Genomic DNA, 22,020 nt, shown 5'->3' on the forward strand with positions numbered 1-22,020 from the left:
ATGAGCGCAGCACAGACCGGCGCGATGTTCCCCGAAGGCAGCTGGAGAGCGCTGGTGCAGGGTGAAGGCTACCTTAGCGCTGAGCAACGGTTGGCGTATCAGCGGGCTATTGATCTGGTGACTGAGTCATTGCGCGACATCCTGGAGCAACCCGCTTCGACCGTTCACGGGCGGTTCAACCTGACTGCCTATATCGACAGCCTCGAAGCGCAGTTCCGCCGCCACGCCAAGGCTGATGAGGTGCGCGGCGACGCGGCGCTGACGGCCTTCTGGGTGCTGCGCATTTTGTCCGATCGACTGCTCAAGGCGGGAGGTATCGACCGGCGCTGGTAGGTTGGCCATCACTGGGAAAAGAGGCTCGTCAGATGATGAGCCTTTTTTTTGCGAGAGTGGTTTGTCTGCGGGTGTTGACGGTGGATGTAGCACGGCAATCGCGAGCAGGCTCCCACATGGGGTCGCAAAGTGGTCACCAAATCGGTGACCATCCCCAATCCCCGTGGGAGCGAACCTGCGCGCGATTGCTTAATGCGGCGCGCGAGGGATCGTCTTGAGCAGGTCTTCCGGGCTGATATGCCCGACGACCGGCTGCGCGGTGCTGCCCGGCAGCGGTAGGTCGAGGATGTGCCCCTTGATCTTGCCGACCACATGCATCTCGCAGGGTTTGCAGTCGAACTTCAGCGTCAGCACCTCGTCACCATGGATCAACTGCATCGGCGCAACCTTGGTGCGCACGCCGGTGACGCCTTTGGCCTGCTTGGGACAGAGGTTGAACGAGAAACGCAGACAGTGCTTGGTGATCATCACCGGAACTTCACCGGTTTCTTCGTGGGCTTCGAACGCCGCATCAATCAGTTTCACCCCGTGGCGATGATAAAAATCCCGGGCCTTCTGGTTGTAGACGTTGGCCAGGAACGACAGGTGCGACTCCGGGTACACCGGCGGTGGATTGGTCTCGGCCTTGCGCCCACCACGCGGATGGGCTTCGATGCGAGCCGCAGTCAGGGCTTCGATGACTTCGCGGCGCACTGCCTTTAGCTGCGAGTTGGGAATGAAATACGCCTGGGGCGCATCCAGCTCGGTGGCGGTGGCGTGGTACTCGGTGGTGCCCAGTTGGCCGAGCAGGTCGTGCAGTTGCTCCAGCGCCTGTTCCGGCTTGTTCGCCAGGCCGAATGGCCCGTCCAGGCTAACGCTGGCGCTGACGCCTTCCTCGCTGGTGGCAGTCAGCTCCAGGCGCTCTTCGCGCAGGCGTGCATTCCAGGCCAGGCCCACGCGACGCTCTGAGGAGGTCTTGAGCAGGGCTTGCTGCCAGTTGTGATCCAGGTTGCGGCTCAGCGGGTGGTTGGGGCGCAACTGGTGCAGGCCGCCGGGCATCTCGTTGGGCTCGACCCGGTAGCGGTAACGCTTCTGGCCGTCCTCTTCGAATTCGCCCTTGGGCTCGGCAATATTGGCCCGAAAACCCACCACTTCACGCTTGACCAGCACGTTGAGGCCATCGCCGTTGGACAGCGGATCAAAAGTCACGACTTGCAGGTCGCGCTTGCCGACTTTCTCCACCACGCCCACCGGCACGCCGGTAAAGGTCGGGGAATCGAAGGCGCCGATGTCGATCTTGCGCTCGCTGACGAAGTAGTCGGTGCTGCCGCGGTGGAAGGTCTTGTCCGGGTCGGGTACGAAGAAATGCGCGGTGCGGCCGCTGGAAGCGCGGGCCAGGTCCGGACGGTCTTCGAGGACATCGTCCAGGCGTTGGCGGTAGTAGGCGGTGATGTTTTTCACATAGCCCATGTCCTTGTAGCGTCCTTCGATCTTGAACGAACGCACGCCGGCTTCCACCAGGGCGCGGATGTTGGCGCTCTGGTTGTTGTCCTTCATCGACAGCAGGTGTTTCTCGTAGGCAACCACCCGACCCTGGTCGTCCTTGAGGGTGTAGGGCAGGCGACAGGCCTGGGAGCAATCGCCACGGTTGGCGCTGCGGCCGTTCTGGGCGTGGGAGATGTTGCACTGGCCGGAAAACGCCACGCACAGCGCGCCGTGGATAAAGAACTCGATGGCCGCGTCGGTTTCGTCGGCGATGGCGCGGATTTCCTGCAGGTTCAACTCCCGTGCCAGGACCAGTTGGGAGAAGCCGGCCTGATCAAGGAACTTTGCCCGTGCCAGGGTGCGGATGTCGGTCTGGGTGCTGGCGTGCAGCTCGATCGGCGGGATGTCCAGCTCCATCACCCCTAAATCCTGGACGATCAACGCATCGACCCCCGCATCGTACAACTGGTGGATCAACTGGCGGGCCGGTTCCAGTTCGTTGTCATGCAGGATGGTGTTGATCGTGGTGAATACCCGGGCATGGTAGCGATGGGCAAACTCCACCAGCCGGGCGATATCACTGACCTCGTTACAGGCGTTGTGACGCGCGCCGAAACTCGGGCCGCCGATGTACACGGCGTCAGCGCCATGCAGGATGGCCTCGCGAGCGATGGTCACGTCGCGGGCAGGGCTGAGCAATTCCAGATGATGTTTGGGCAAGGACATGTTTTTTATCAGGCAGGTCACGGTCGAAGCGCGCATTGTAGCCGCCAGGCGCCCGGCAGGCACCTGTGGACTTGGATTTGCGCGATATGACCGATATGCGGCTTTCGCCTCGTGGGATCACCCCGGCGAAGCATCAGGGCTGCACCAGCGGTTTCTCCCGGTGTTTTTTGCCAGATACAAGAAGGCATCAGCGGCCTTGATCAGCATGGCCGGAGTCACCTCCTCGGTGCTCGGCCGGCAGGTGGTGATGCCCGCGCTGGCGGTGACCAGGCCCAACGGATGGTCGAGGTGTTCGATGTGCAGCGCCCTGATGGACTCCAGGATCTCTTGTGCGATCTTGGCGGCTCCCGCGCTGTGGGTGTCGGGCAGCAATATGGTGAATTCTTCACCCCCGTAGCGCACCGCCAGGTCACCGGGTCGTTTGATCGTTTGTTGGATCGCTCCGGCGATCGCGCGCAGACAGTCGTCCCCGGCAGCATGCCCGTATTTGTCGTTGTAGCGTTTGAAGTAATCGACATCAAGCATGATCAAGGCCAAAGAGGCGTTCTGACGCCTGGCCCGGCGAATCTCATCGGCCAATGCAATGTCCAGCCGCCTGCGGTTGCCCAAGCCGGTCAGGCTGTCGGTCAGTGCCATGTCCCGCATGGTTTGGTGGGCGCTGCGAATCTGTTTCTCCATGGTCATCCTGTAGCGCAACTGGCTCAACACGATCAGCCCGAAGCCGACGAGTATCACGATCAGGAATATCAGTACGAAGCCGGTCTTGAGCAGATCGTGACGCCAGGGGGCGATGATCGATTCGCGAGACAATCCGGCCTCGACCACCAGCGGATAAGTGGTCAAGGCCCGATAGCCGTACAGGCGTTCGGTGTCGTCGACGACGGCCCTGGCCTCAGCGACGCCCTGATTGGAGTTGGGCAAGTGGTCACGGAAGATCACGCTATTGACCAGGCTCCTGCCGACCACCGAGGCGACGAAGGGTCGCCGGACCAGAATGGTGCCATTTCGCAGAGCCAGGACCAGGGCTCCCTTGTCGTCGATCTTGAAGTCGCCGTAGTAATCCACGAAATAGCTGACTTTGACCGTTGCCAGCAGCACACCGGCAAACGAGCCGTCAGGATTGTTCAAGCGGCGGGAGATGGGGATGATCAGGTCATTGGTGGATCGGCTCCTGATCACTTCGCCGATTCGCACGTTTCGGTCCTCGTGGGTGCGGTGATACTGGAAGTAGTCGCGGTCGGCATTGTTCGCCAATTCCGGTGTTGCTTGCTTGTCCGTCACTATCCACTGCCCGTCGGGGCCGTAGATAAACAAGCCGTGCAACTGCGGCATGATGACCGACTGTTGCACGAGCAGTTTATGGATGCGCGGGATGTCGATGTTCTGCAGGCCATCGCCTTCCACTCGCTCGCTGAGTGCGGCGGTCACCACGTCCACTTGCCGGATGGTGTCTTCGGCGTGCTGGGCGGTCGCCCGCGCCAGGTTCGTCACCGAATCGCGGGCTGAGGCAAAAGCAGAGCGATAGTCACGCCATGTTCTCCAGCCTTCAACGGCCAGGAACACGATCACCACCACCAGCATGAAAGTGATGGTGAGCCGCAAGGCAGCTCCGGCCCGCGCTACCTGAGGGGGAAAGGATTCGTCAGCACTTTCTTTCTTTAGCTGCGGCCGTTCACGTCCGAGCATCAACATTTCCTTCTACAGCAACGCGACTGCGAATTATTAGGACGCAGGCTACCTTATCCGATAACAGCACGTTAGCTGAAGGATTCGAGGCAGGCACAGATCGCAAAGGCAGGGTGGATACCAAGGGCCATAACCCGCAGATCCTCTCAAAAAAGCTGTACAAATCATATTTCATGTACAACTATTGAGTGACCTTCGGTAATCCAGTGATGTTTTTCAATGGCCAGGTCGTTTGCGCTCAAGAAAAGCCTGAACCGGTTCATGGCCTGCGTTTTGGTGCTTTACGCCAGCCAGGCTCTCTGCGACTGGCGCACGGTATTGCCTGACGCCCGTCTGGTGGGGCAAGCCGATTATTCTTGGTACGGGTTCGATCTCTACCAGGCCAGGTTATGGAGTGCTGCTTCGCAACCCAGCCTGGAAACGCCGCTGGCACTCGAGCTCAATTACCGCCGCACGATCAGCAAGCAAACACTGGTGCAAGCGAGCATCGAGGAGATGCTCCGAATCGCGGGTACATCCCTGGACCCCGGACGGCTCGACAGTTGGACCGATGACATGCGGCGGTCCTTCGTCGACGTCAGGCCAGGCAGTCAAATCACCGGGCTTTACCTGCCCGGCAAGGGTTGCCGCTTCTATGTCGACGGGCGCTTGACCCATGAGGTCGCCGACCCAGCGTTCGCTCGAAACTTCTTCGCCATCTGGCTCGATCCCCGCACTCGGCATCCGGAGTTGCGGCAACAGCTGCTGGGGCTCAACAACACGCGCGCGGGAGGAAAAACACCATGACTCGTTTGATGGTTGTGTGGCTTTTAATGATGAGTTTGACCAGCTGCGGCAACGTCAATGTCGATCGTTATGCCGACCAGCAACCGCAGCTGGATCTGGTGCGCTTCTTCAGTCAGCCAATCAAGGCCTGGGGCATCTATCAAAAACGTTCGGGCGAAGTCATCAAGCGCTTCGAGGTCGAGATACTCAGTCACCGCGAAGGTGAACGGCTGATACTCGATGAGCGCTTTCTCTACAGTGATGGCAGCCGACAACGCCGCGTATGGACGCTGACCCCCGATGGCCCGGGGCTCTGGCGCGGTCGCGCCGACGATGTGATCGGCGAGGCGCGGGGAGAGGTGGCCGGCAATGCGCTGCGCTGGCGCTATCGATTGAACCTGCCGGTAGACGGATCGACTTACGAAGTGTCCTTTGACGACTGGATGTACCTGATGGACGAAGACACGCTGATCAACCGTTCGAGCATGAGTAAGTTCGGCGTCGAGTTGGGGCAGGTCACGCTGTTTTTCCGTCGTCAGGGCGGGGGCACGCCATGAACCTGCAAACCCTGATCGAGCTGGCCATCGAAGGCCGGGTACACGAGCTGGAGTTGTGGTCGCTGGAGGGCGGTATCTACGTGTTGCGTGCGCGACTGGACCGTGGGTTTCGTACGTTGCTCGACGACTCGGGACGAACATTGCACTTGCGATCCACCACCCATTTGCGTGAGTTGCTGCGTGACGCGCCGCGGTTACCCTGCATGTTGGTACAGCATGTCGTTCACGACGAAATGTGTGGCCAGCGCGAGGGGCCGATAGAGCCTTTGCGCGTGCCACTTTTTCTGGATGAACCTTGGTAATGATCCTCGCCTGGTGCGGGTTCTGACCTCAGTGGGGATCGGCCAGGCGCAACGCCAACGGCAGCCAGAGTGCCCACAAGGGCGCCAGCACCAGCGCGGTTCCCACGATGCCAAGCGGCAGCGCAACGCCGGCCAAGGGTGCTCCTGCGCAATAGGCCAATGGACCGCCGATCATGCCCAACAATGCACCGCGCCATACTGGCCGCACAGCCCAGGCCAGGCTGTGCCGCAAGCTGGTGGCAAATACCAGCCAGAGCAGCACTAGCCAGAGAGGCAGGGCGCTCTGGCCGAATCCGAACAGACCCAGCACACCGAGGCTCCAGTCCAGCAACATGCCGCACAGCCCCACGCGCATCACCGCCCGCAGCTCGGCCCGGGGCTGTGGGCAGAAACTCAGGTGAGCCAGCAACCCCGCTGCCACAGCCAGGAGCCACCAGGCATTCTGCGCACCCAGCACACATCCCCACCAGCCCAATTGGACCCAAAGTGCGTTGACGATCAGGCTTGCGCGGCTCATCACGCCTGCCGCCGCTCCAGCATAGAGACCTGACGCGCCCCGGGAGCGGCAAAGAGCAGTTGCGCGACGCCGATGGCACGTTCCTGGAATCCACCTTCGCAGTAACACAGGTAGAACTCCCACAGGCGTTGGAAGGTTTCGTCGTAACCCAGTTCCAGCAGAGCTTGGCGTGATTGACGCAAGTTCTCGTGCCAGTGCTTCAGCGTGCGGGCGTAGTGCGCGCCGAAGTCTTCCAGGTGCAGCAGGTTGAGCGGTGTTTGACGGCTGGCGGTGTTGAGCAGGACGGACAACGATGGCAACGCGCCGCCGGGAAAAATATGCCGCTGGATAAAGTCCACCGAGCGTCGTGCCTGCTCATACCGCTGGTCGCGAATGGTGATGGCTTGCAGCAACATCAGGCCGTCATCCTTGAGCAGTGCGGCGCAGCGCCGGAAGTACTCGGGCAAATAGCGATGACCGACCGCTTCGATCATTTCGATCGAGGCCAACTTGTCGTAGCGCCCCTCCAGGTCGCGATAGTCCTTGCACAGCACTTCAATGCGCTGCTGCAGGCCCAGCGCCTCGACGCGCTGGCAGGTGTGGGCATACTGTTCGCGCGATAACGTTGTGGTGGTCACCTTGCAGCCGTATTGGCTGGCCGCGTAAATCGCCAGGCTGCCCCAGCCGGTGCCGATCTCCAGCAGGTGGTCGCCGGGCCGCAGGTCGAGCTTGCGGCAGATGCGTTCGAGCTTGTTGAGCTGGGCGTCTTCCAGGCTTTGTTCGGGGCTTTCGAACAGGGCGGCCGAGTACATCATGGTGGGGTCGAGCAAGCGCTCGAACAAGTCATTGCCCAAGTCGTAATGGGCAATGATGTTGCGCTGCGAGCCGCGCCGGCTGTTACGGTTGAGCCAGTGCAGCCAACGCAGCAGCGGGCGGCCGAGGCGAGCCAGGCCGCTGTCCATTGCATCGAGCACGTCCAGGTTGGCGACGAACACGCGGGTCACCGCCGTCAGGTCGTTGCTGCGCCAGTACCCCTGGATATAAGCCTCACCGGCGCCGATCGAGCCGTTACTGGCGAGCATGCCCCAGACGGCGTCATCCAGAATTTCGACTTCGGCCTGCAGAACACTGGCCGGATCGCCGAAGCTCAACGATTCTCCCTCAAGCAGCAGGCGCAAGTGGCCTTGACGCAGGTGTCGTAATTGGCCGAGGACGACTTGCTTGAAGACGCCGCCGTTGAACAGGCGAAAGCTGCCGGCCTTAGTAACGCTCAGGGTGGGTTCGGGCATGGTCGGGGTCCTTGTGGGCGGTTTCGCCGACGCTCAGGCCGTTTTGGCAGGCCTGATGGTCGTGCAGGGGGGTACGTTTGAAGAGCAGGCGCAGGGCCTGCCAGTAAATGGCGCTCAAGGTGCGCAGGCTCATCCACGGGAAGGCCAGAAAGTGACGACGTACGGCTGCGGCATCGAGAGGCTGGCGCTTGAGCGCGAGGTCGGCCTCGAACACCTTGCTGCCATCGCGCCAGTTCTCCATGTGCACGCGGATATGTGAATCCGCGACCAGGAAACGCATGCGGTAGTCCATGTCCTGGGGCAGGAACGGCGACACATGGAACGCCTTGGCCACCCGGAACGCATGAGGCGCGCCGGGGCTTACCGGCAACACATAGTGGTAGCGTTCGCGCCATGGGGTATTGCGCACTTCACAGAGAATGGCCGCCAGCTGCCCATCGGTTTCGTGGCAGAAATAGAAACTCACCGGATTGAAGGACAGGCCCCAGCTGCGCGGTTGGGTCAACAGCTGAATGGCGCCCTGGGGCGCGGTGCCCAGGGCTTGGGCCAGTAGTTCGCGCACCGCCTCGACCAAGGGAACACCCAGACGTGTGCGAGCGGGCAGGTAATCGCGCTCGCGCCAGCACAGCGGTGCCAAGGGCCAGCCCCGCAGCAGGCGGGACAGGCCCAGCACCTGGCTTTGTTCGGCGAGGTCCAGATAAAGCATGCCGATGGGGTATCGGAATCCATGGGCGCGGGGTGAGTAGCGGCGATGGTCGATCCAGCCGCGGCACAGGCTGCTGTTCAAAGGTATTCTCCGAAATGCCCGGCCACATCCAGCGCACTGACCACGCCGTCTTCGTGGAAACCATTGGCCCAATAGGCGCCGCAGAAATAACTGTGCTGACGCCCTTGCAGATCACCCTGGCGAGCCTGGGCGGCGACGCCGGCGAGGCTGTATTGCGGATGCGCATAATCGAAGCGGGCAAGCACCTTGGCCGGATCCACCACGTCACTCTGATTGAGGCTCACGCAGAAGGTCACTGGGGCGTCCAGGCCCTGGAGGATGTTCATGTTGTAGGTCAGTGCGGCAGGCGCTCGCATTGAACCGCCCAGTCGGTAGTTCCAACTCGCCCAGGCCTGGCGTCGTTGCGGCAAGAGACGAGTGTCGGTATGCAGCAGCACTTCATTGCTGGCGTAGGCCAGAGCACCGAGCACCTCACGTTCCGCTTTGCTTGGCGTTTCAAGCAGTGCCAGGGCCTGGTCGCTGTGGCAGGCAAACACCACTTTGTCGAAACGTTCAAGGCCGGCTGCGCTGAGGATGTCCACCCCTGTAGTGTCGCGGCTCACTCGCTGCACCGGGCAGTCGAGCCGGATGTGCTGGCGAAAGTGCGCGCACAATGGGTCGATGTAACCCCGGGAACCGCCCTCGATCACCCGCCATTGTGGCCGTCGGTTGACCGATAGCAGGCCGTGGTTATGGCAGAAGCGCACGAAGAACTGCAGCGGAAACTCCAGCACTCTGGCAGGCGACATCGACCAGATCGCCGATCCCATGGGCACGATGTAATGGTCGATGAAACGTTGGCCATAATTGTGGACATGCAGGTAATCGCCGAGCCGGGTGGTGCTGTCGATGCGTTGCGCCTTCAAGTCGGCCGTGGCCTGTCGGTTGAACCTGAGGATGTCCTGCAGCATGCCCCAGAAGCTCGGCGACAGCAGGTTGCGCCGTCGGGCGAAAAGGCTGCGCAGGGTATGCCCCTTGTACTCTTGGCCAGTGGCTGGATCATGTACCGAAAAGCTCATTTCAGTGGGGCGGGAAGGCACACCCAACTGGTCGAGCAAACGGATGAAGTTCGGGTAAGTCCAGTCGTTGTAGACGATGAAACCGGTGTCTATCCCATAACGCTGGCCTTGCCATTGCACGTCCACGGTGTGGGTGTGGCCGCCGATCCGGTCGTCGGCTTCGAACAAGGTGATCTGGTGCTGGCGAGCCAACAGGTACGCGCATGTCAGTCCCGATATGCCGCTGCCGATGATTGCGATGCGCATGTTTCAAGACTCCTGGGAAGAACGTGCCAGGCGCCGGCCAAGGGCCAGGCGCCACCGGGCGGGCAAGTGTCCGAGCAGGCGCAGGACGAAGGTGAAGGACCAGGGGAACGCGATGTCCAGCGGTCGCGCCGGCAGGCGTTGGGCGATATGCCGCGCCGCACGTTGTGCCGACCAGCGCATGGGCATCGGGAAGTCGTTGCGGCGGGTCAGCGGTGTGTCGACAAAGCCGGGGCTTATCAAGGTGACATCGATACCCTCGGCCGCCAGGTCGATGCGCAGCGATTCGAACAGATAGCGCAGCGCCGCTTTGGACGCGCCATAAGCGCCGGCACGCGGCAAGGCCAACCAGGTCACCGCGCTGCACACCCCCACCAGATGCGGACGTTGGCCTCGACGCAGCAAGGGCAGGGCCGCTTCCAGGCAGTGGCTGGTGCCCAGCAGGTTGGTGGTCAATACCCGTTCGACCAGACGCGTGTCGAAGCGCTCCGGCTCCAGGTATTCGCAGGTTCCGGCATTGAGTATCACCAGGTCCAACGCCCCCCATCGAGCGTCGAGGGTCTGGCAGATATCGGCCACTTGCGCCGGATCGGTGAGGTCACCCGGCAGCACCAGGACCTGATCCCCATAGCGAGTCGCTAACGCCTCAAGAGGCGCAACCTGGCGCGCACTCAGCGCCAGACGGTGGCCTTGCTCAAGAAGCTCTGAGGCCAATGCCGCCCCGATACCGCTGCTGGCGCCGGTCAACCAGATGCGACTCATGCCAGCCTCCGCTTGAACCAGCCGATCACCGATCCGAACAGGGGCAGGTGCTCGTAGAGCAGGGCGCCAGCGTCGAAGAAATCCTGATGCAGGTAGACCCGTTCGTTCCAGCGTAAATAGCTGCAGCCTTGCAGGGAGATGAGTGCACCGCCGGCCAGACGTGGGTGGCTGTAATGCAACGTCCAGCGTAGATAGCCCGCGCCGGGGCCGACCTCATCAAAGCCATGAAAGTCGTAGCGCACCTGATCGACGTTGGCATACATCTGCGCGAAGTAGTCGCGCAGGGCAGGCAGGCCTTCGATCCGATGCAAGGGGTCCTGGAACTGTATGTCGGCGCTGTAGAGCGCATCGAGCTCGTCCAGGTGACTGGCGTCCAGCTCGGCGAAGGCGCGGGCAAAACGCTGGAGGTAGGCAGACATGTCAGGCTCCGAATTATTGTACAGGTAGTAATTCCTGTACAAGTTTTCGCAGCCTACTGCACGAGTTGTACGTTTAAAAGTATTTTGTATAGGTATTTGTAAGTTTGTATAGATTTTCCGCACGAATCGCCTCGCAGGCTTGGCGCAAAGAAGCATCGTCCAGTGCGTAGGCCATACAGCAGTTTTTTCCTTTCCAGCAACGATAAAAACCCTCGTTTCGCAAATCCCCGCCTGCCAACACAATCGCTTCGACACCTTCTGTCGATCGTCGTAAACGCAGAACAAGAAAAAATCCAGACCCGAGGCGGCGCCATGCCGGCCTGAACCATCCCACTGCCGGAAGTGCACAGACATGCCCGTTGAGACAATACACATAGACACGCTTGTTATAGGCGCCGGCCAGGCCGGCGTGGCCATGAGTGAACATTTGAGCCGCCAAGGGGTGCCTCATCTTGTGGTGGAGCGCAACCGTATTGCCGAGGCCTGGCGCACTGCGCGTTGGGATTCGCTGGTAGCCAACGGCCCGGCCTGGCATGACCGCTTTCCGGGTCTGCAATTCCAGGGGCTCGACCCCGATGCCTTCGCCACCAAGGATCAAGTGGCCGATTACTTCGAAGCCTATGCCAGTACATTCAACGCGCCGATCCGTACCGGTGTGGAGGTCAGGAAGGTCGAGCGTAATATCGGCCGTCCAGGCTTCAGCATTGAAACCAGCGAGGGCCCGATTGAGGCCATCCACGTGGTGGTCGCCACCGGGCCCTTCCAACGGCCAGTGATTCCGCCTATCGCTGCGAATATGGCGCACGTCACCCAGATGCACTCCGCCCAATACCGCAATCCCCGGCAGCTCGCTGATGGCGCGGTGTTGGTGGTGGGGGCGGGTTCGTCCGGGGTGCAGATTGCCGATGAATTGCGGCGCGCCGGCAAGCAGGTCTACCTTTCGGTGGGCGCCCATGATCGCCCGCCACGGGCCTATCGCAACCGGGATTTTTGTTGGTGGCTGGGGGTGCTCGGCGAGTGGGATGCGGAGGCCGTCCAGCCGGGCAAGGAACACGTGACCATCGCCGTGAGCGGTGCCCGTGGGGGCCATACGGTGGACTTTCGCAGGCTGGCCCATGAGGGCATCACCCTGGTGGGCCTGACGAAGTCGTTCAACGGTAGCGTCGTGACGTTTGAGCCCAACCTTGCCGAAAATATCGCTCGTGGCGATGACAACTACCTGGCGCTGCTGGATGCCGCCGATGCCTACATTGCCCGCAACGGCCTGGACCTGCCGCCGGAACCTGAAGCCCGGCATCTGTTGCCTGACCCGCACTGCCTGACCCATCCGATCCTGGAACTGGATCTGGTGGACGCTGGGGTGAGCACCGTGATCTGGGCCACCGGCTACTCGGTGGATTACAGCTGGCTGAAGGTCGACGCGCTTGACGCCAACGGCAAGCCACGGCACCAGCGGGGTGTTTCCAGCGAACCGGGTGTGTATTTCGTGGGCCTGCCATGGCTGTCACGGCGCGGTTCGGCGTTCATCTGGGGCGTGTGGCACGACGCCCGGCATATCGCTGACCACATCGTGAAACAGCATACCTATCTGAACTACCGAGACGCTTCGCAGCGCCAGAGCGAGGACGCTCAACCCCCGGCACTCGATAGCGATTCGAACAGTTCGAAAACCAGCCTCATGGGAGTCCGTTGATGCCTACCCACACTCGCATTCGCATGTTCAACACCAAAGACACCTATCCCAACCAGACGCTGGACAACGACTTATGCCAGGCCGTGCGGGCCGGCAACACCGTCTACGTGCGCGGCCAGGTCGGCACTGACTTCAACGGCCAGTTGGTGGGCCTGGGCGATCCCCGCGCTCAGGCCGAACAGGCTATGCGCAACGTCAAGCAATTGCTGGAAGAGGCCGGCAGCGACCTGAGCCATATCGTCAAGACCACCACTTACCTGATCGACCCGCGCTATCGCGAGCCGGTGTATCAGGAGGTGGGCAAATGGCTCAAAGGGGTGTTCCCGATTTCCACAGGACTGGTGGTCAGCGCCCTCGGCCAACCGCAATGGCTGATGGAAATCGACGTGATCGCGGTGATCCCCGAATAAGGAGAGTGGAGCATGACTTTTTCCATTGTCGGGCGCTGCGCCGAGACGGGCCAGTTGGGCATCGCCATCAGTTCCTCTAGCATTGCCGTCGGTGCCCGTTGCCCCTGGTTACGGGCCGGTGTTGGCGCGGTGTCAAGCCAGAACATCACGCTGCCGGCCCTTGGTCCGCAGATCCTCGACGAACTGGCCGGCGGCCTGGCCGCCCAAGAAGCTGTCGACCGCGCCCTGGCGCGCAATGGCTACAGCCAGTACCGCCAGGTGGCGGTGGTGGATGCCCACGGAGGCACGGCGATTTTCAGCGGCAGCCACGCCTTGGGCAGCCATCACGCGCTGGCCGGTGAGCAATGCGTGGCGGCCGGCAATCTGTTGGCCAGTGTGGGCGTGATCGACGCCATGGTTGCAGCATTCGAACACAGCGAAGGCTGTCTTGCTGCGCGCCTGATGAGTGCTTTGCAGGCCGGGCAGAGCGCCGGTGGTGAAGCCGGAGCGGTGCACTCTGCAGCGCTGTCGGTGGTGGATGAACTCACCTGGCCGATCGTAGATTTGCGTGTCGACTGGGCCCAGGAAGATCCCATTGCTGAGCTGCAGAAACTGTGGCTGGCCTATCAGCCGCAACTACAGGACTACCTGACCCGCGCCCTCGATCCGACCCAGGCCCCCAGCTACGGAGTGCCGGGTGATGAGTGAGCTGCGCAGCCGCGCACTGCTCGCCCGCCTGGTGGGCTTTGCCACGGTCAGTCGCGAGTCGAACCTGGCGCTGATCGAGTTCGTGCGTGGCTACCTCCACGATCTGGGCGTGAGTTGCGAACTGATCTACAACCCCGAGCGGACCAAGGCCAACCTGTTAGCCAGCATCGGCCCAGCGGTGCCCGGTGGCGTCGTGCTGTCCGGTCATACCGATGTAGTGCCGGTGGACGGACAGCACTGGACGGTCGATCCGTTTTGCCTGAGCGAGGCCGGCGGCAAGCTGTACGGCCGGGGCACCGCCGACATGAAAGGTTATTTGGCTGCAGTGCTGGCGGCGGTGCCGATGTTCCTCGCCAACCCGCTTCGCCGGCCCGTGCATCTGGCGTTCTCCTATGACGAAGAGGTCGGTTGCCTGGGTGTGCGCAGCCTGCTGCAAGTGCTGGCGCAACGCATTCCCCCGCCTGCGTTGTGCCTGATTGGCGAGCCCACCCAACTCCAACCGGTGTTGGGCCACAAGGGCAAGTTGGCGATGCGTTGCCATGTCAAAGGGGCGGCCTGTCATTCGGCCTATGCGCCCTACGGGGTGAACGCCATCGAACAGGCAGCGCGGCTGATCGGTCGGTTGGGGGAGATCGGCGCGAATCTGGCCGAACCGGCGCTACACGATCGGCGCTTCGATCCGGCGTACTCAACGGTACAGGTGGGCGTGATCCAGGGCGGCACCGCGTTGAACATCGTCCCGGGGGATTGCCGCTTCGATTTCGAAGTGCGCGCCTTACCGGATTTCGCCCCGCAGGTCGTCGTCGAGCAATTGCGCGATTACGCCGAGCAGGCGCTGCTGCCAGCGATGCGGGCCGTGCAAGGCGACACCGCGATCCGGTTTGAACCCCTGTCCGCCTACCCGGGCCTGGCAACCGCGCCGGACAGCGCCGCCGCGCGTCTGGTTGCCGAGCTGTGCGGCAGTGATGCCTTCAGCACCGTGGCATTTGGCACCGAAGGCGGCCTGTTTGATCAGGCTGGAATCCCGACCGTGGTCTGCGGCCCCGGCAGCATGGATCAGGGGCACAAAGCCGATGAATACGTGAGCGTTGAACAGATGGTGGCCTGCGACCGATTGATGGATCGCCTGGCGAGCCATCTCAGCGAACCCAACGACTTCTTGAGACAGGGAATTTGCGGTGAACGATTTCAATGATTGGAAAGCTCGGGCCGTGCAACTGCGCTTGAAGAATAACGCCCTGATTGACGGCCGGCCTCATGAGGCCGGCACCCTGGGCAGGATGATCATGGCCCCGGCGCTGGTAGCCAGCCATGCCGACATCAACGAACTGGTCGACAAGACCCGTATTGCTGTAGATCGCACCGCCCGCGCTTACGGTCGCCTCTGAGTCCCGTCGCCGGCTCGTGCGGGCGAGCCGGCTTTTCGAGGAACCGCTTCATGTCCAGATCCTTGCGTTGCAATATTGCGTGTGCCCTGGTGCTGTTGAGTGGCAGTGTCATGGCCGCGCCACAGAGCCTCACCGTGATCTCTTTTGGTGGCGCCACCAAGCAGGCCCAGGACAAGGCCTACTTCCAACCCTTCAACGCCAGCGGTGCAGGAAGCATCGTCGCCGGCGAATACAATGGCGAGTTATCGAAGATCAAGGCCATGGTCGCGGCCGGCCACACCAGTTGGGACGTGGTCGAAGTCGAAAGTCCCGAGCTGTTGCGCGGTTGTGAGGAGGGCCTGTTCGAAAGGCTCGATCTGAGCGCCTTGGGTGATCCGGCGAATTTTGTGCCGGGGACTCTCACCGAATGTGGTGTGGCCACTTATGTCTGGTCGATGGTCCTGGCCTATGACCAGAGCAAGTTGGCCAAGGCACCCAAGTCCTGGGCGGATTTCTGGAACGTCACCGAATACCCGGGCAAGCGCGGGTTGCGCAAGGGGGCCAAGTACACCCTGGAAATTGCCTTGCTGGCCGACGGGGTCCAGGCGCAGGAGTTGTACAAGGTGCTCAACACCCCCGAAGGCGTGTCGCGGGCATTCGCCAAGCTGGACCAGATCAAGTCGAACATCCAGTGGTGGGAGGCAGGTGCGCAACCGGCGCAGTGGTTAGTGGCGGGGGATGTGGCGATGAGCGCCGCCTACAACGGTCGCATCGCTTCAGCGCAGAAGGAGGGCATGAAGCTGAGTATCGTCTGGCCGCAAAGCCTGTATGACCCGGAATACTGGGCGGTGGTCAAGGGAACGCCGAACAAGGCCTTGGCCGAGCAATTCATTGCCTTTGCCAGCCAGCCGCAGGCGCAGAAAGTGTTCTCGGAAAACATCCCTTATGGACCGGTGCATCGCAAAACGCTGGCGTTGCTGCCTGGAGCAGTCCAGGAGCAGTTGCCTACCGCCGAAGCCAATCTGGCCGAAGCCCGGGCCGTGGATGCCGAGTTCTGGGTTGACCATGGCGAAGAACTGGAGCAGCGCTTCAACGCCTGGGCAGCTCGCTAGCCATCGAACCATTCTTGCGGCGAGCAGAGCCTTTTGTGGCGAGGGAGCTTGCTCCCGCTGGGCTGCGCAGCAGCCCCAACACTGGTTCTCGCGGTGTGCCAGGTTGATCCAGTCGGTTGGGTTTGGGGGCGCTTCGCCCCCAGCGGGAGCAAGCTCCCTCGCCACAGGGTTCGGTGTTTGACTGGGCATCAGGCCAGCCATTGTTTGAACTGCTCTTTGCAGTAATCCACGAATAACTGCGCAGGTTTGGTCAGGTGCGCGCGCTTGAGCCATCCCGCCGCCAGGGCCGAACCGGTGACGTCCTCGGCGATGTTGACGCGCACCACTTGCTGCCCATCGTAGGTGCAGGTGGAATGTGGCCGGGTTACCAGCAGCGCAAAGCCGAACGATTGCCCGACCATACCACGCACCATTTCGATCGAGGGTGAGCTGAAAACGATGTTCGGTGTCAGGCCCAACTCCTCGAAAATGCTCACGAAATAGGTCCGGCTGGGTTGCACGTCCAACAGAATCATCGGCTCCAGTGCCAAGTCGCGCAGGGACACCTGAGCCTGGCTGGCAAAGCGGTGCCCCGCTGGCAGCAGCGCGTAGGGTTGTTGCGGCGCCATCAGCGCCTCGGTCTCGATGGTGCCGTCCAGGTCGTGCTCATAGAAAATCGCCAGGTCGAAACGCCCCCCCGTCAAACCTTGCACCAGCTCCTGTTGCTCACCGTCCTGCAGACGGATCTCCACGCCTGGGTAACGCTGGCGGAAACCGGCGATCAATCGGGGCAAATACAGGGGTGCGACAGTCTCGAAGCAGCCGATGTCGATCTGACCGCTGACCACGTCGTTATCGGCCAGCGCGTTCTGCTCGAACTCTCGCGCCATGCGCAGCAGTTCCTGGGCCTTGCGATAGAAGCGCGCACCGCTGGGGGTTAGTGACACACCCTGGGCGTGGTGACGGATGAGCAACTGCACGCCGAAACTGTCTTCCAGCCCTTTGACGGCGGTCGCAATCGAGGGCTGGGCGATGTACAGCTTGCGGGAGGCTTCAGCGACGCTGCCACACTCGACAGTGGTGACGAAGTATTTCAGCTGACGCAGGGAATAGGAGGCCACGGTACACCTCGATCAGGATGATTTTTGTCTACCTTACCTTGTGCCGCTTGTGCGAGGGGCGGGCATTGCAACGCATTTTGCTGGGCAATGGCGATATTTGAACTGGGTGAGGATAAGCACGGTTTTGGAACGTACGGCGCCCAGGTTGAGCTCCATAGACCGAAGAGAGAACGGCACCATCACCCATGCCGAAGGACCGATGGGTTCGAAACGTGGCACATGGACTGAAAAAACACCTGCCCAAAAAGCAACGGCAGGTGTTCGGGAAAACCGGCACAGAAGGAGGGGACTGGCCGGGCTATGGCAGGTGAGTCAAGCCACCGGAATCAACGGATCAGCCGCAGCCAGGGCTGTGGCACGGTCGGCGGCCGGAGGGTAGATCCACACCGTGTTGATCTGGGTTTTGAGTTCCTTGGCTTCCTGCCCGACCAGTTTGAGCTGGCGGTCCCAACCTTCGGTGAATACCGCGCCCCAGGCACCCAGGTCCAGGCAAGTCACGTACTTGGGCTGGCTGTAGGTCATCGGCGCGACACCCAGTAGGTCCGCCGCGACGTTGTGGCCAGCATAGCGCCCCAGGGCGATGGCGTGCTGGCAGGACATCGCCGCGTAGTTGCCAAGCGTGTCGGTGGCGGCATAGGCCACGTCACCGCTGGCGAATATGTCGTTCTGTCCCACTACCTTCAGATGTCCATCGACGTGCAGGCGACCTTGAGGGTCGCGAGTGCCCGGCACTTGTTGGGTTAAAGGGCTGGCACGGAAGCCCACGGTCCAGATCACCGTCCTGGACTCGATACGCTGGCCATCCGAAAGGGTGACGCCGTCAGCATCCACCGAGTCGACCGACACATTGACCCTCCACTCGATGCCCAGGTGGTTGGACGCTTCGATGATGGACGGGCGAATACCGTCGCCCATCGACGCGCCGATTTGCGGCCCACGCTCCACCACGATGACGCGGATGTTGGCGTCCTCGCCCAGGATGGCGCGTAAACGCGCCGGCATCTCAGTCGCGGTTTCGATGCCGGTGAAACCACCACCGGCCACCACTACGGTGTTACGGCCAGGGCTGTCCGGCAGATTCTTGAGGGACTTGATGTGGGCTTCCAGGCGTGTTGCCTGTTCGATCTCATCGACGTCGAACGCATGTTCCATCATGCCCTTGAGGTCGGGACGGATCAGTTTGCTGCCCGCCGCCAGCACCAGGCGGTCGTAGCCCAGCGTGCCCTGTGTCCCGAAGACGTCCACGTAGCCAACCCGTTTGCTATCGACGTCGATAGTGCTCGCCGAGCCCTGCACGAATGTTATCCCCACCGCATCGAACAGCCCGCCCAGCGGAGCCATCATGGTGTGGACATTCGGCTCATAGAACCGGGGCCGGATTCGCAACTCCGCTTGTGGCGCCAGGACCGTAATCTGTACGTCATTGCGATCGTGCTGGTCCAGCAGGCGGGCTGCACCGAGGGCGCTCCATACCCCGCCGAAACCTGCGCCAATCACCAGAATATGCTGTTTCATGATTTGCTCCCGAAGACAAAATCGATACGTTGAAAGGGTGGGTTTGCCCCGCGTGCCAGTGCTGCGAAATACCCAAAATTGCGTGGCTTGGATGCTTGAACATCCAGCGCATCCAGCTTCGGCTCGCTGCAGCAGATGGTATTCGCGGCGATCACATCCAACACTTCTACATAGGGTCATCGGGCCTATGCGTGGGTAGGGGGTGAGCTATACGAAGGTATGGGCGGCGCAAGTCAAAAAGGACGTTCAAGTACCGACTCGATGCAAGCGATCAGTGCAGCGCAGTCGAACGGCTTTGGGAAAAATGCCAGCGGTTTGGGAGCCGCCGCGCTGAGACGGGGTGGAGCGCCGGGATGGCCGGTAATGAAGATGACCGGGATACGAATGCCCAGGGAAGACAGCTGTTCATACATCTGAATGCCCGTCATGCCAGGCATTTGTATATCCGATATCAGGCAGGCGGTTTTGCCAGGCTCACTGGAAGACAGAAATTGCAGGGCGTTGGCGAATGTGTTGACCCGATAGCCGTGGGAGCGTAACAAGCCATCCAGCGCAATTCGGACCGATTCGTCATCATCAACGACTGAAATTATTGCGCTGTTGGACATGTTGATACCTGGCAGTGATATCAGGTAGCCATAGAGCCACCCGCGATCATTGCAAGATACGCGGTCCGGGCGTCCCGCCAAGTATACGTGGGTATGAAAACGTTACTGGTCGCGGGCAAGTTCCAAGGCCTGGGCCATGCGTACCAGGTCAGCAAAGGAGCGCGCGGACATTTTGCGCATGGCCTGGCCACGGTGAATCTTGACCGTGATTTCGCTCAAGCCTATCTCGGCGGCAATCTGCTTGTTCATCAGGCCCGACGCCGCCAGCGCCATGACTTGCTGCTCCCTCGGCGTCAGGGTGATGTAGCGCTCAAGCAGGTGTTGGTGGTTGCGCTCGGCCTCGCGACGCAGCCGATCCTGTTGATGGGCGGCGGCCACAGCATCGATCAGGTCCTGCTCGCGAAACGGCTTGGCAAGGAAATCCACCGCGCCAGCCTTCATCGCTCGAACGGTCATGGCGATATCGCCATGGCCGGTCATGAACACGATCGGTAGTTGAACGTTGGCGGCAACCAGCTCGCGCTGGCAATCCAGGCCGCTGGTGCCCTGCAGGCGTACGTCCAGTACCAGGCAACTGGGCAGATCGGGCCTGGGATGCTGCATGAACCCTGCGACCGAGCTGAACAGTTGAACCTGCAGGCCAATGGAGCGCAGCAAGCTGCCGAGGGATTCGCGCAGAGGGGCATCGTCGTCAACGATGTAGACGAGGGGGGCGGTGCAGGTGACTGGATTCTTGTGGGAATAAGGATTCATTGGGGCTCCCCGGACAACGATGCGCACGTTAACAACGGCAGTGCGAACCTGAATGATGTGCCTTGGCTAGCCTCGCTGGTTGCCCAGATCCTGCCCTCATGAAAATCGATGATGGACCGGCAGATGGACAGGCCCATGCCCAGGCCATTTTCCTTGGTGGTGAAAAATGCATTGAACAAGGAGGGCAGAATGTCGGCGGCGATGCCGGTTCCTTGATCGGTCACCTCCAGCACAGCCTCATTGTCTTGCAGCCAGGTGCGGATCTGCAGAATGGGCTCGCGCAGCTTGATCCCGTCCATGGCATGGCAGGCATTGATGATCAGGTTGATGATCACTTGCTGCAGCTGCACGCGGTCCGCGCTGACCTGCATGCCGCTCGTCGCCAGATCCACTTGCACCCTGACTTTGTGATGAGCCAGTTGCTGCTGGACCAAGTAGAGCGTCTCGCTGACGATATCGTCCAGCGGCTCGGGTCGACGCATCGGATCACACTTGCGTGACAGCGCCCGGATGCGGCTGATGACCTCACTGGCGCGACACCCGTTGGCGATGATCCGGTCGAGGGAATCGAGGGCTTCCTTAAGGTCGGGTTCGGGGCGTTGAAGCCACCGGCGGCAGGCTTCGCCGCTGCTGGTAATGGCCGTCAATGGCTGGTTGACTTCGTGGGCAATGGAGGCGGCCATTTCCCCTAGCGAAGTCAGACGGGTGACGTGGGCCAGTTGGGTCTGAGCGCGGAACAACGCTTCTTCGGCCTGCTTGCTGGCGGTGATGTCCATGAGCGCGCCGAGGTACTGGAAACGGCCGTGTTGCAACAGCGAGGGGCTGGCGATCATGTGGATATGCTTGATACGCCCGTCAGGCATCAGCAGGCGCAGCTTGACCTCAATCTGCGGTTCGCGGCGGGCGGCCTGTTCGAAAACTCCGCGTGCCAGCTCAAGGTCTTCGGGGTGCGTGCGTTCGAACATCATCGAAACCGTCGGCGCCTTGCTGGGTGGGTATTCGAAGATCCGTGCAGATTCCTCCGACCAGGATATGTTTTGCCGATCACCGCGAAAGCCCACGCTGCCAGTCTGGCTCAAACGCTGGGCACCGATCAGGTAGGCCTCGTTATGCCGCAAGCTGTCTGAAGCCTGCTTGCTGCGCAGCGCCAGGAAGGCAATGGCCGACAGCGCTGTCAGGCAGCGGAAAAAACCGGTGGTCGAATCCCAGCGATGGTAGCCGCCGTTGTACAGGAACATCGCCGTGAGCAAGAGCATGCACATTAATGCGACGGTGATCACCAGGTTGATCGAGAACAGATTGGCCGCCATCAACAGCAAGGTGATGTACAGCAGGGTGGGGGCCAGGTCGGAGTGGGTTTCTGAATTGATGATGACAATCCCGCAGGCCACCACCAGGCCTACCAGCCAGCCGAGGGCGTTGACCAGCGGATGGGTACTGATTCCCATCGACAGTCGCGGCCCCCTCTGGCATGGGGTGTATCGCAGGCTGTCATAGACGTTCTTGAGCATCGCGGAGGGTAGGGGCACGCTGGCAGACCTTTTGTTTTTACGTGGTCTCGCTCTGGGATGTCGGGGGACAGAGCATCGGTTCGTATCTTAGAAGCGCCGCTTGGGCCGAGGTAGGACATAAAACCCTGAAATTCCGCCAGGCCGTGCCCACACCTCCCTTGTGGCGAGGGGATTTATCCCCGCTGGGCTGCGAAGCGGCCCCTAAACCAGGCAACTCGGTGTGCCAGGAAGATTGAGTTCACTGCTTTAGGGGCTGCTGCGCAGCCCAGCGGGGATAAATCCCCTCGCCACAAAGGCGGTGTTCGCCAGGGGGAGATATACCGAAGTATCGATGATGTTGCCCAAAGGGTGGGCTGAGTGTCCCCACGTACGACAGACACGGGTCCGGTAGGGGAATAGTCTCGTAACACCCCTTCGCCGCAGTGTCTTGATGATGG

At 61.4% G+C, this 22,020-nt stretch carries 23 protein-coding genes and 1 pseudogene; 10 read left to right on the plus strand and 14 right to left on the minus strand.

Annotated features, from left to right (window positions below):
* Nucleotides 1-333 (plus strand): hypothetical protein, encoded by a 333-nt coding sequence (locus tag BM132_RS03670; RefSeq protein ID WP_092453348.1) that lies wholly within the window; start codon nt 1-3, stop codon nt 331-333.
* Between the two features lie 189 nt (nt 334-522).
* Here BM132_RS03670 and BM132_RS03675 read toward each other — a convergent pair whose 3' ends face one another.
* Nucleotides 523-2,523, minus strand: a complete 2,001-nt coding sequence (locus tag BM132_RS03675) for a peptidase U32 family protein (RefSeq protein ID WP_092453895.1) — start codon at nt 2,521-2,523, stop codon at nt 523-525.
* Nucleotides 2,524-2,640: 117 nt separating this feature from the next.
* Nucleotides 2,641-4,209, minus strand: a complete 1,569-nt coding sequence (locus BM132_RS03680) for a sensor domain-containing diguanylate cyclase (protein ID WP_092453350.1) — start codon at nt 4,207-4,209, stop codon at nt 2,641-2,643.
* Between the two features lie 219 nt (nt 4,210-4,428).
* On the opposite strand from BM132_RS03680, the gene BM132_RS03685 reads away from it, so the two are divergent.
* Genes BM132_RS03685 through BM132_RS03695 form a run of 3 tightly spaced genes read left to right on the plus strand, consistent with a single transcriptional unit; the run spans nt 4,429 to nt 5,833 of the window.
* Nucleotides 4,429-4,995, plus strand: a complete 567-nt coding sequence (locus tag BM132_RS03685) for a chalcone isomerase family protein (protein ID WP_092453352.1) — start codon at nt 4,429-4,431, stop codon at nt 4,993-4,995.
* Nucleotides 4,992-5,531, plus strand: a complete 540-nt coding sequence (locus BM132_RS03690) for a DUF3833 domain-containing protein (protein WP_092453354.1) — start codon at nt 4,992-4,994, stop codon at nt 5,529-5,531. The genes BM132_RS03685 and BM132_RS03690 overlap by 4 nt, the downstream gene beginning before the upstream one ends.
* Nucleotides 5,528-5,833: a DUF6482 family protein gene (locus tag BM132_RS03695; RefSeq protein ID WP_047229154.1), complete on the plus strand. Its 306-nt coding sequence runs from the start codon at nt 5,528-5,530 to the stop codon at nt 5,831-5,833. Before BM132_RS03690 ends, BM132_RS03695 begins: the two co-directional genes overlap by 4 nt.
* A gap of 28 nt (nt 5,834-5,861) precedes the next feature.
* Here BM132_RS03695 and BM132_RS03700 read toward each other — a convergent pair whose 3' ends face one another.
* From BM132_RS03700 to BM132_RS28420, 7 genes are all read right to left on the minus strand, one after another.
* On the minus strand, nt 5,862-6,350 hold the full coding sequence (locus tag BM132_RS03700) for a DUF2878 domain-containing protein (protein ID WP_092453356.1): 489 nt from the start codon (nt 6,348-6,350) through the stop codon (nt 5,862-5,864).
* Nucleotides 6,350-7,618: an SAM-dependent methyltransferase gene (locus BM132_RS03705; protein ID WP_092453358.1), complete on the minus strand. Its 1,269-nt coding sequence runs from the start codon at nt 7,616-7,618 to the stop codon at nt 6,350-6,352. The genes BM132_RS03700 and BM132_RS03705 overlap by 1 nt, the downstream gene beginning before the upstream one ends.
* Nucleotides 7,590-8,405, minus strand: coding sequence for a DUF1365 domain-containing protein (locus tag BM132_RS03710; protein WP_092453360.1), 816 nt, complete (start codon nt 8,403-8,405; stop codon nt 7,590-7,592). Before BM132_RS03710 ends, BM132_RS03705 begins: the two co-directional genes overlap by 29 nt.
* The gene (locus BM132_RS03715; protein ID WP_092453362.1) at nt 8,402-9,649 is read right to left on the minus strand and encodes an NAD(P)/FAD-dependent oxidoreductase; all 1,248 of its coding nucleotides are present in this window, start codon (nt 9,647-9,649) and stop codon (nt 8,402-8,404) included. The genes BM132_RS03710 and BM132_RS03715 overlap by 4 nt, the downstream gene beginning before the upstream one ends.
* A gap of 3 nt (nt 9,650-9,652) precedes the next feature.
* Entirely contained in the window at nt 9,653-10,408 is a 756-nt protein-coding gene (locus BM132_RS03720; RefSeq protein WP_092453364.1) for an SDR family NAD(P)-dependent oxidoreductase, read from the minus strand.
* A complete protein-coding gene (locus BM132_RS03725) occupies nt 10,405-10,827 on the minus strand; it encodes a nuclear transport factor 2 family protein (RefSeq protein ID WP_092453366.1) in 423 nt (140 codons plus the stop codon). The genes BM132_RS03720 and BM132_RS03725 overlap by 4 nt, the downstream gene beginning before the upstream one ends.
* A gap of 73 nt (nt 10,828-10,900) precedes the next feature.
* On the minus strand, nt 10,901-11,254 hold the full coding sequence (locus BM132_RS28420) for a hypothetical protein (protein WP_177218133.1): 354 nt from the start codon (nt 11,252-11,254) through the stop codon (nt 10,901-10,903).
* On the opposite strand from BM132_RS28420, the gene BM132_RS03730 reads away from it, so the two are divergent.
* The 6 genes and pseudogenes from BM132_RS03730 (at nt 11,180) to BM132_RS03755 (ending at nt 16,096) form a co-directional block, all read left to right on the plus strand.
* Entirely contained in the window at nt 11,180-12,520 is a 1,341-nt protein-coding gene (locus BM132_RS03730; RefSeq protein ID WP_092453368.1) for a flavin-containing monooxygenase, read from the plus strand. The genes BM132_RS28420 and BM132_RS03730 overlap by 75 nt on opposite strands.
* A complete protein-coding gene (locus BM132_RS03735; RefSeq protein WP_003201555.1) occupies nt 12,520-12,930 on the plus strand; it encodes a RidA family protein in 411 nt (136 codons plus the stop codon). Before BM132_RS03730 ends, BM132_RS03735 begins: the two co-directional genes overlap by 1 nt.
* Nucleotides 12,931-12,942: 12 nt before the next feature.
* On the plus strand, nt 12,943-13,617 hold the full coding sequence (locus BM132_RS03740) for a DUF1028 domain-containing protein (RefSeq protein WP_092453370.1): 675 nt from the start codon (nt 12,943-12,945) through the stop codon (nt 13,615-13,617).
* Nucleotides 13,610-14,812, plus strand: a complete 1,203-nt coding sequence (argE, locus tag BM132_RS03745; RefSeq protein ID WP_092453373.1) for an acetylornithine deacetylase — start codon at nt 13,610-13,612, stop codon at nt 14,810-14,812. The genes BM132_RS03740 and argE overlap by 8 nt, the downstream gene beginning before the upstream one ends.
* A 73-nt stretch (nt 14,813-14,885) precedes the next feature.
* Nucleotides 14,886-15,005, plus strand: a pseudogene (locus tag BM132_RS28630) (hypothetical protein); the annotation flags it as partial.
* Nucleotides 15,006-15,115: 110 nt separating this feature from the next.
* Nucleotides 15,116-16,096, plus strand: a complete 981-nt coding sequence (locus BM132_RS03755) for an ABC transporter substrate-binding protein (protein ID WP_256244142.1) — start codon at nt 15,116-15,118, stop codon at nt 16,094-16,096.
* A 188-nt stretch (nt 16,097-16,284) separates the two neighbouring features.
* Here the strand turns inward: BM132_RS03755 and BM132_RS03760 are convergent, their stop codons facing one another.
* From BM132_RS03760 to BM132_RS03780, 5 genes are all read right to left on the minus strand, one after another.
* Nucleotides 16,285-17,196: a LysR substrate-binding domain-containing protein gene (locus tag BM132_RS03760; protein ID WP_092453377.1), complete on the minus strand. Its 912-nt coding sequence runs from the start codon at nt 17,194-17,196 to the stop codon at nt 16,285-16,287.
* Nucleotides 17,197-17,508: 312 nt separating this feature from the next.
* Nucleotides 17,509-18,711, minus strand: coding sequence for an NAD(P)/FAD-dependent oxidoreductase (locus tag BM132_RS03765; RefSeq protein WP_092453379.1), 1,203 nt, complete (start codon nt 18,709-18,711; stop codon nt 17,509-17,511).
* Nucleotides 18,712-18,944: 233 nt separating this feature from the next.
* A complete protein-coding gene (locus BM132_RS03770; RefSeq protein WP_092453381.1) occupies nt 18,945-19,319 on the minus strand; it encodes a response regulator transcription factor in 375 nt (124 codons plus the stop codon).
* A gap of 102 nt (nt 19,320-19,421) precedes the next feature.
* Nucleotides 19,422-20,072 carry a response regulator transcription factor gene (locus tag BM132_RS03775; RefSeq protein ID WP_092453383.1) on the minus strand — a complete coding sequence of 217 codons (651 nt, stop codon included), beginning with the start codon at nt 20,070-20,072 and terminating at the stop codon, nt 19,422-19,424.
* The gene (locus tag BM132_RS03780; RefSeq protein WP_092453385.1) at nt 20,069-21,520 is read right to left on the minus strand and encodes a sensor histidine kinase; all 1,452 of its coding nucleotides are present in this window, start codon (nt 21,518-21,520) and stop codon (nt 20,069-20,071) included. The genes BM132_RS03775 and BM132_RS03780 overlap by 4 nt, the downstream gene beginning before the upstream one ends.
* Nucleotides 21,521-22,020 lie beyond the last annotated feature (500 nt).

The organism is Pseudomonas sp. NFACC45 (assembly GCF_900113505.1).
Taxonomy (GTDB): Bacteria; Pseudomonadota; Gammaproteobacteria; order Pseudomonadales; family Pseudomonadaceae; genus Aquipseudomonas; species Aquipseudomonas tehranensis.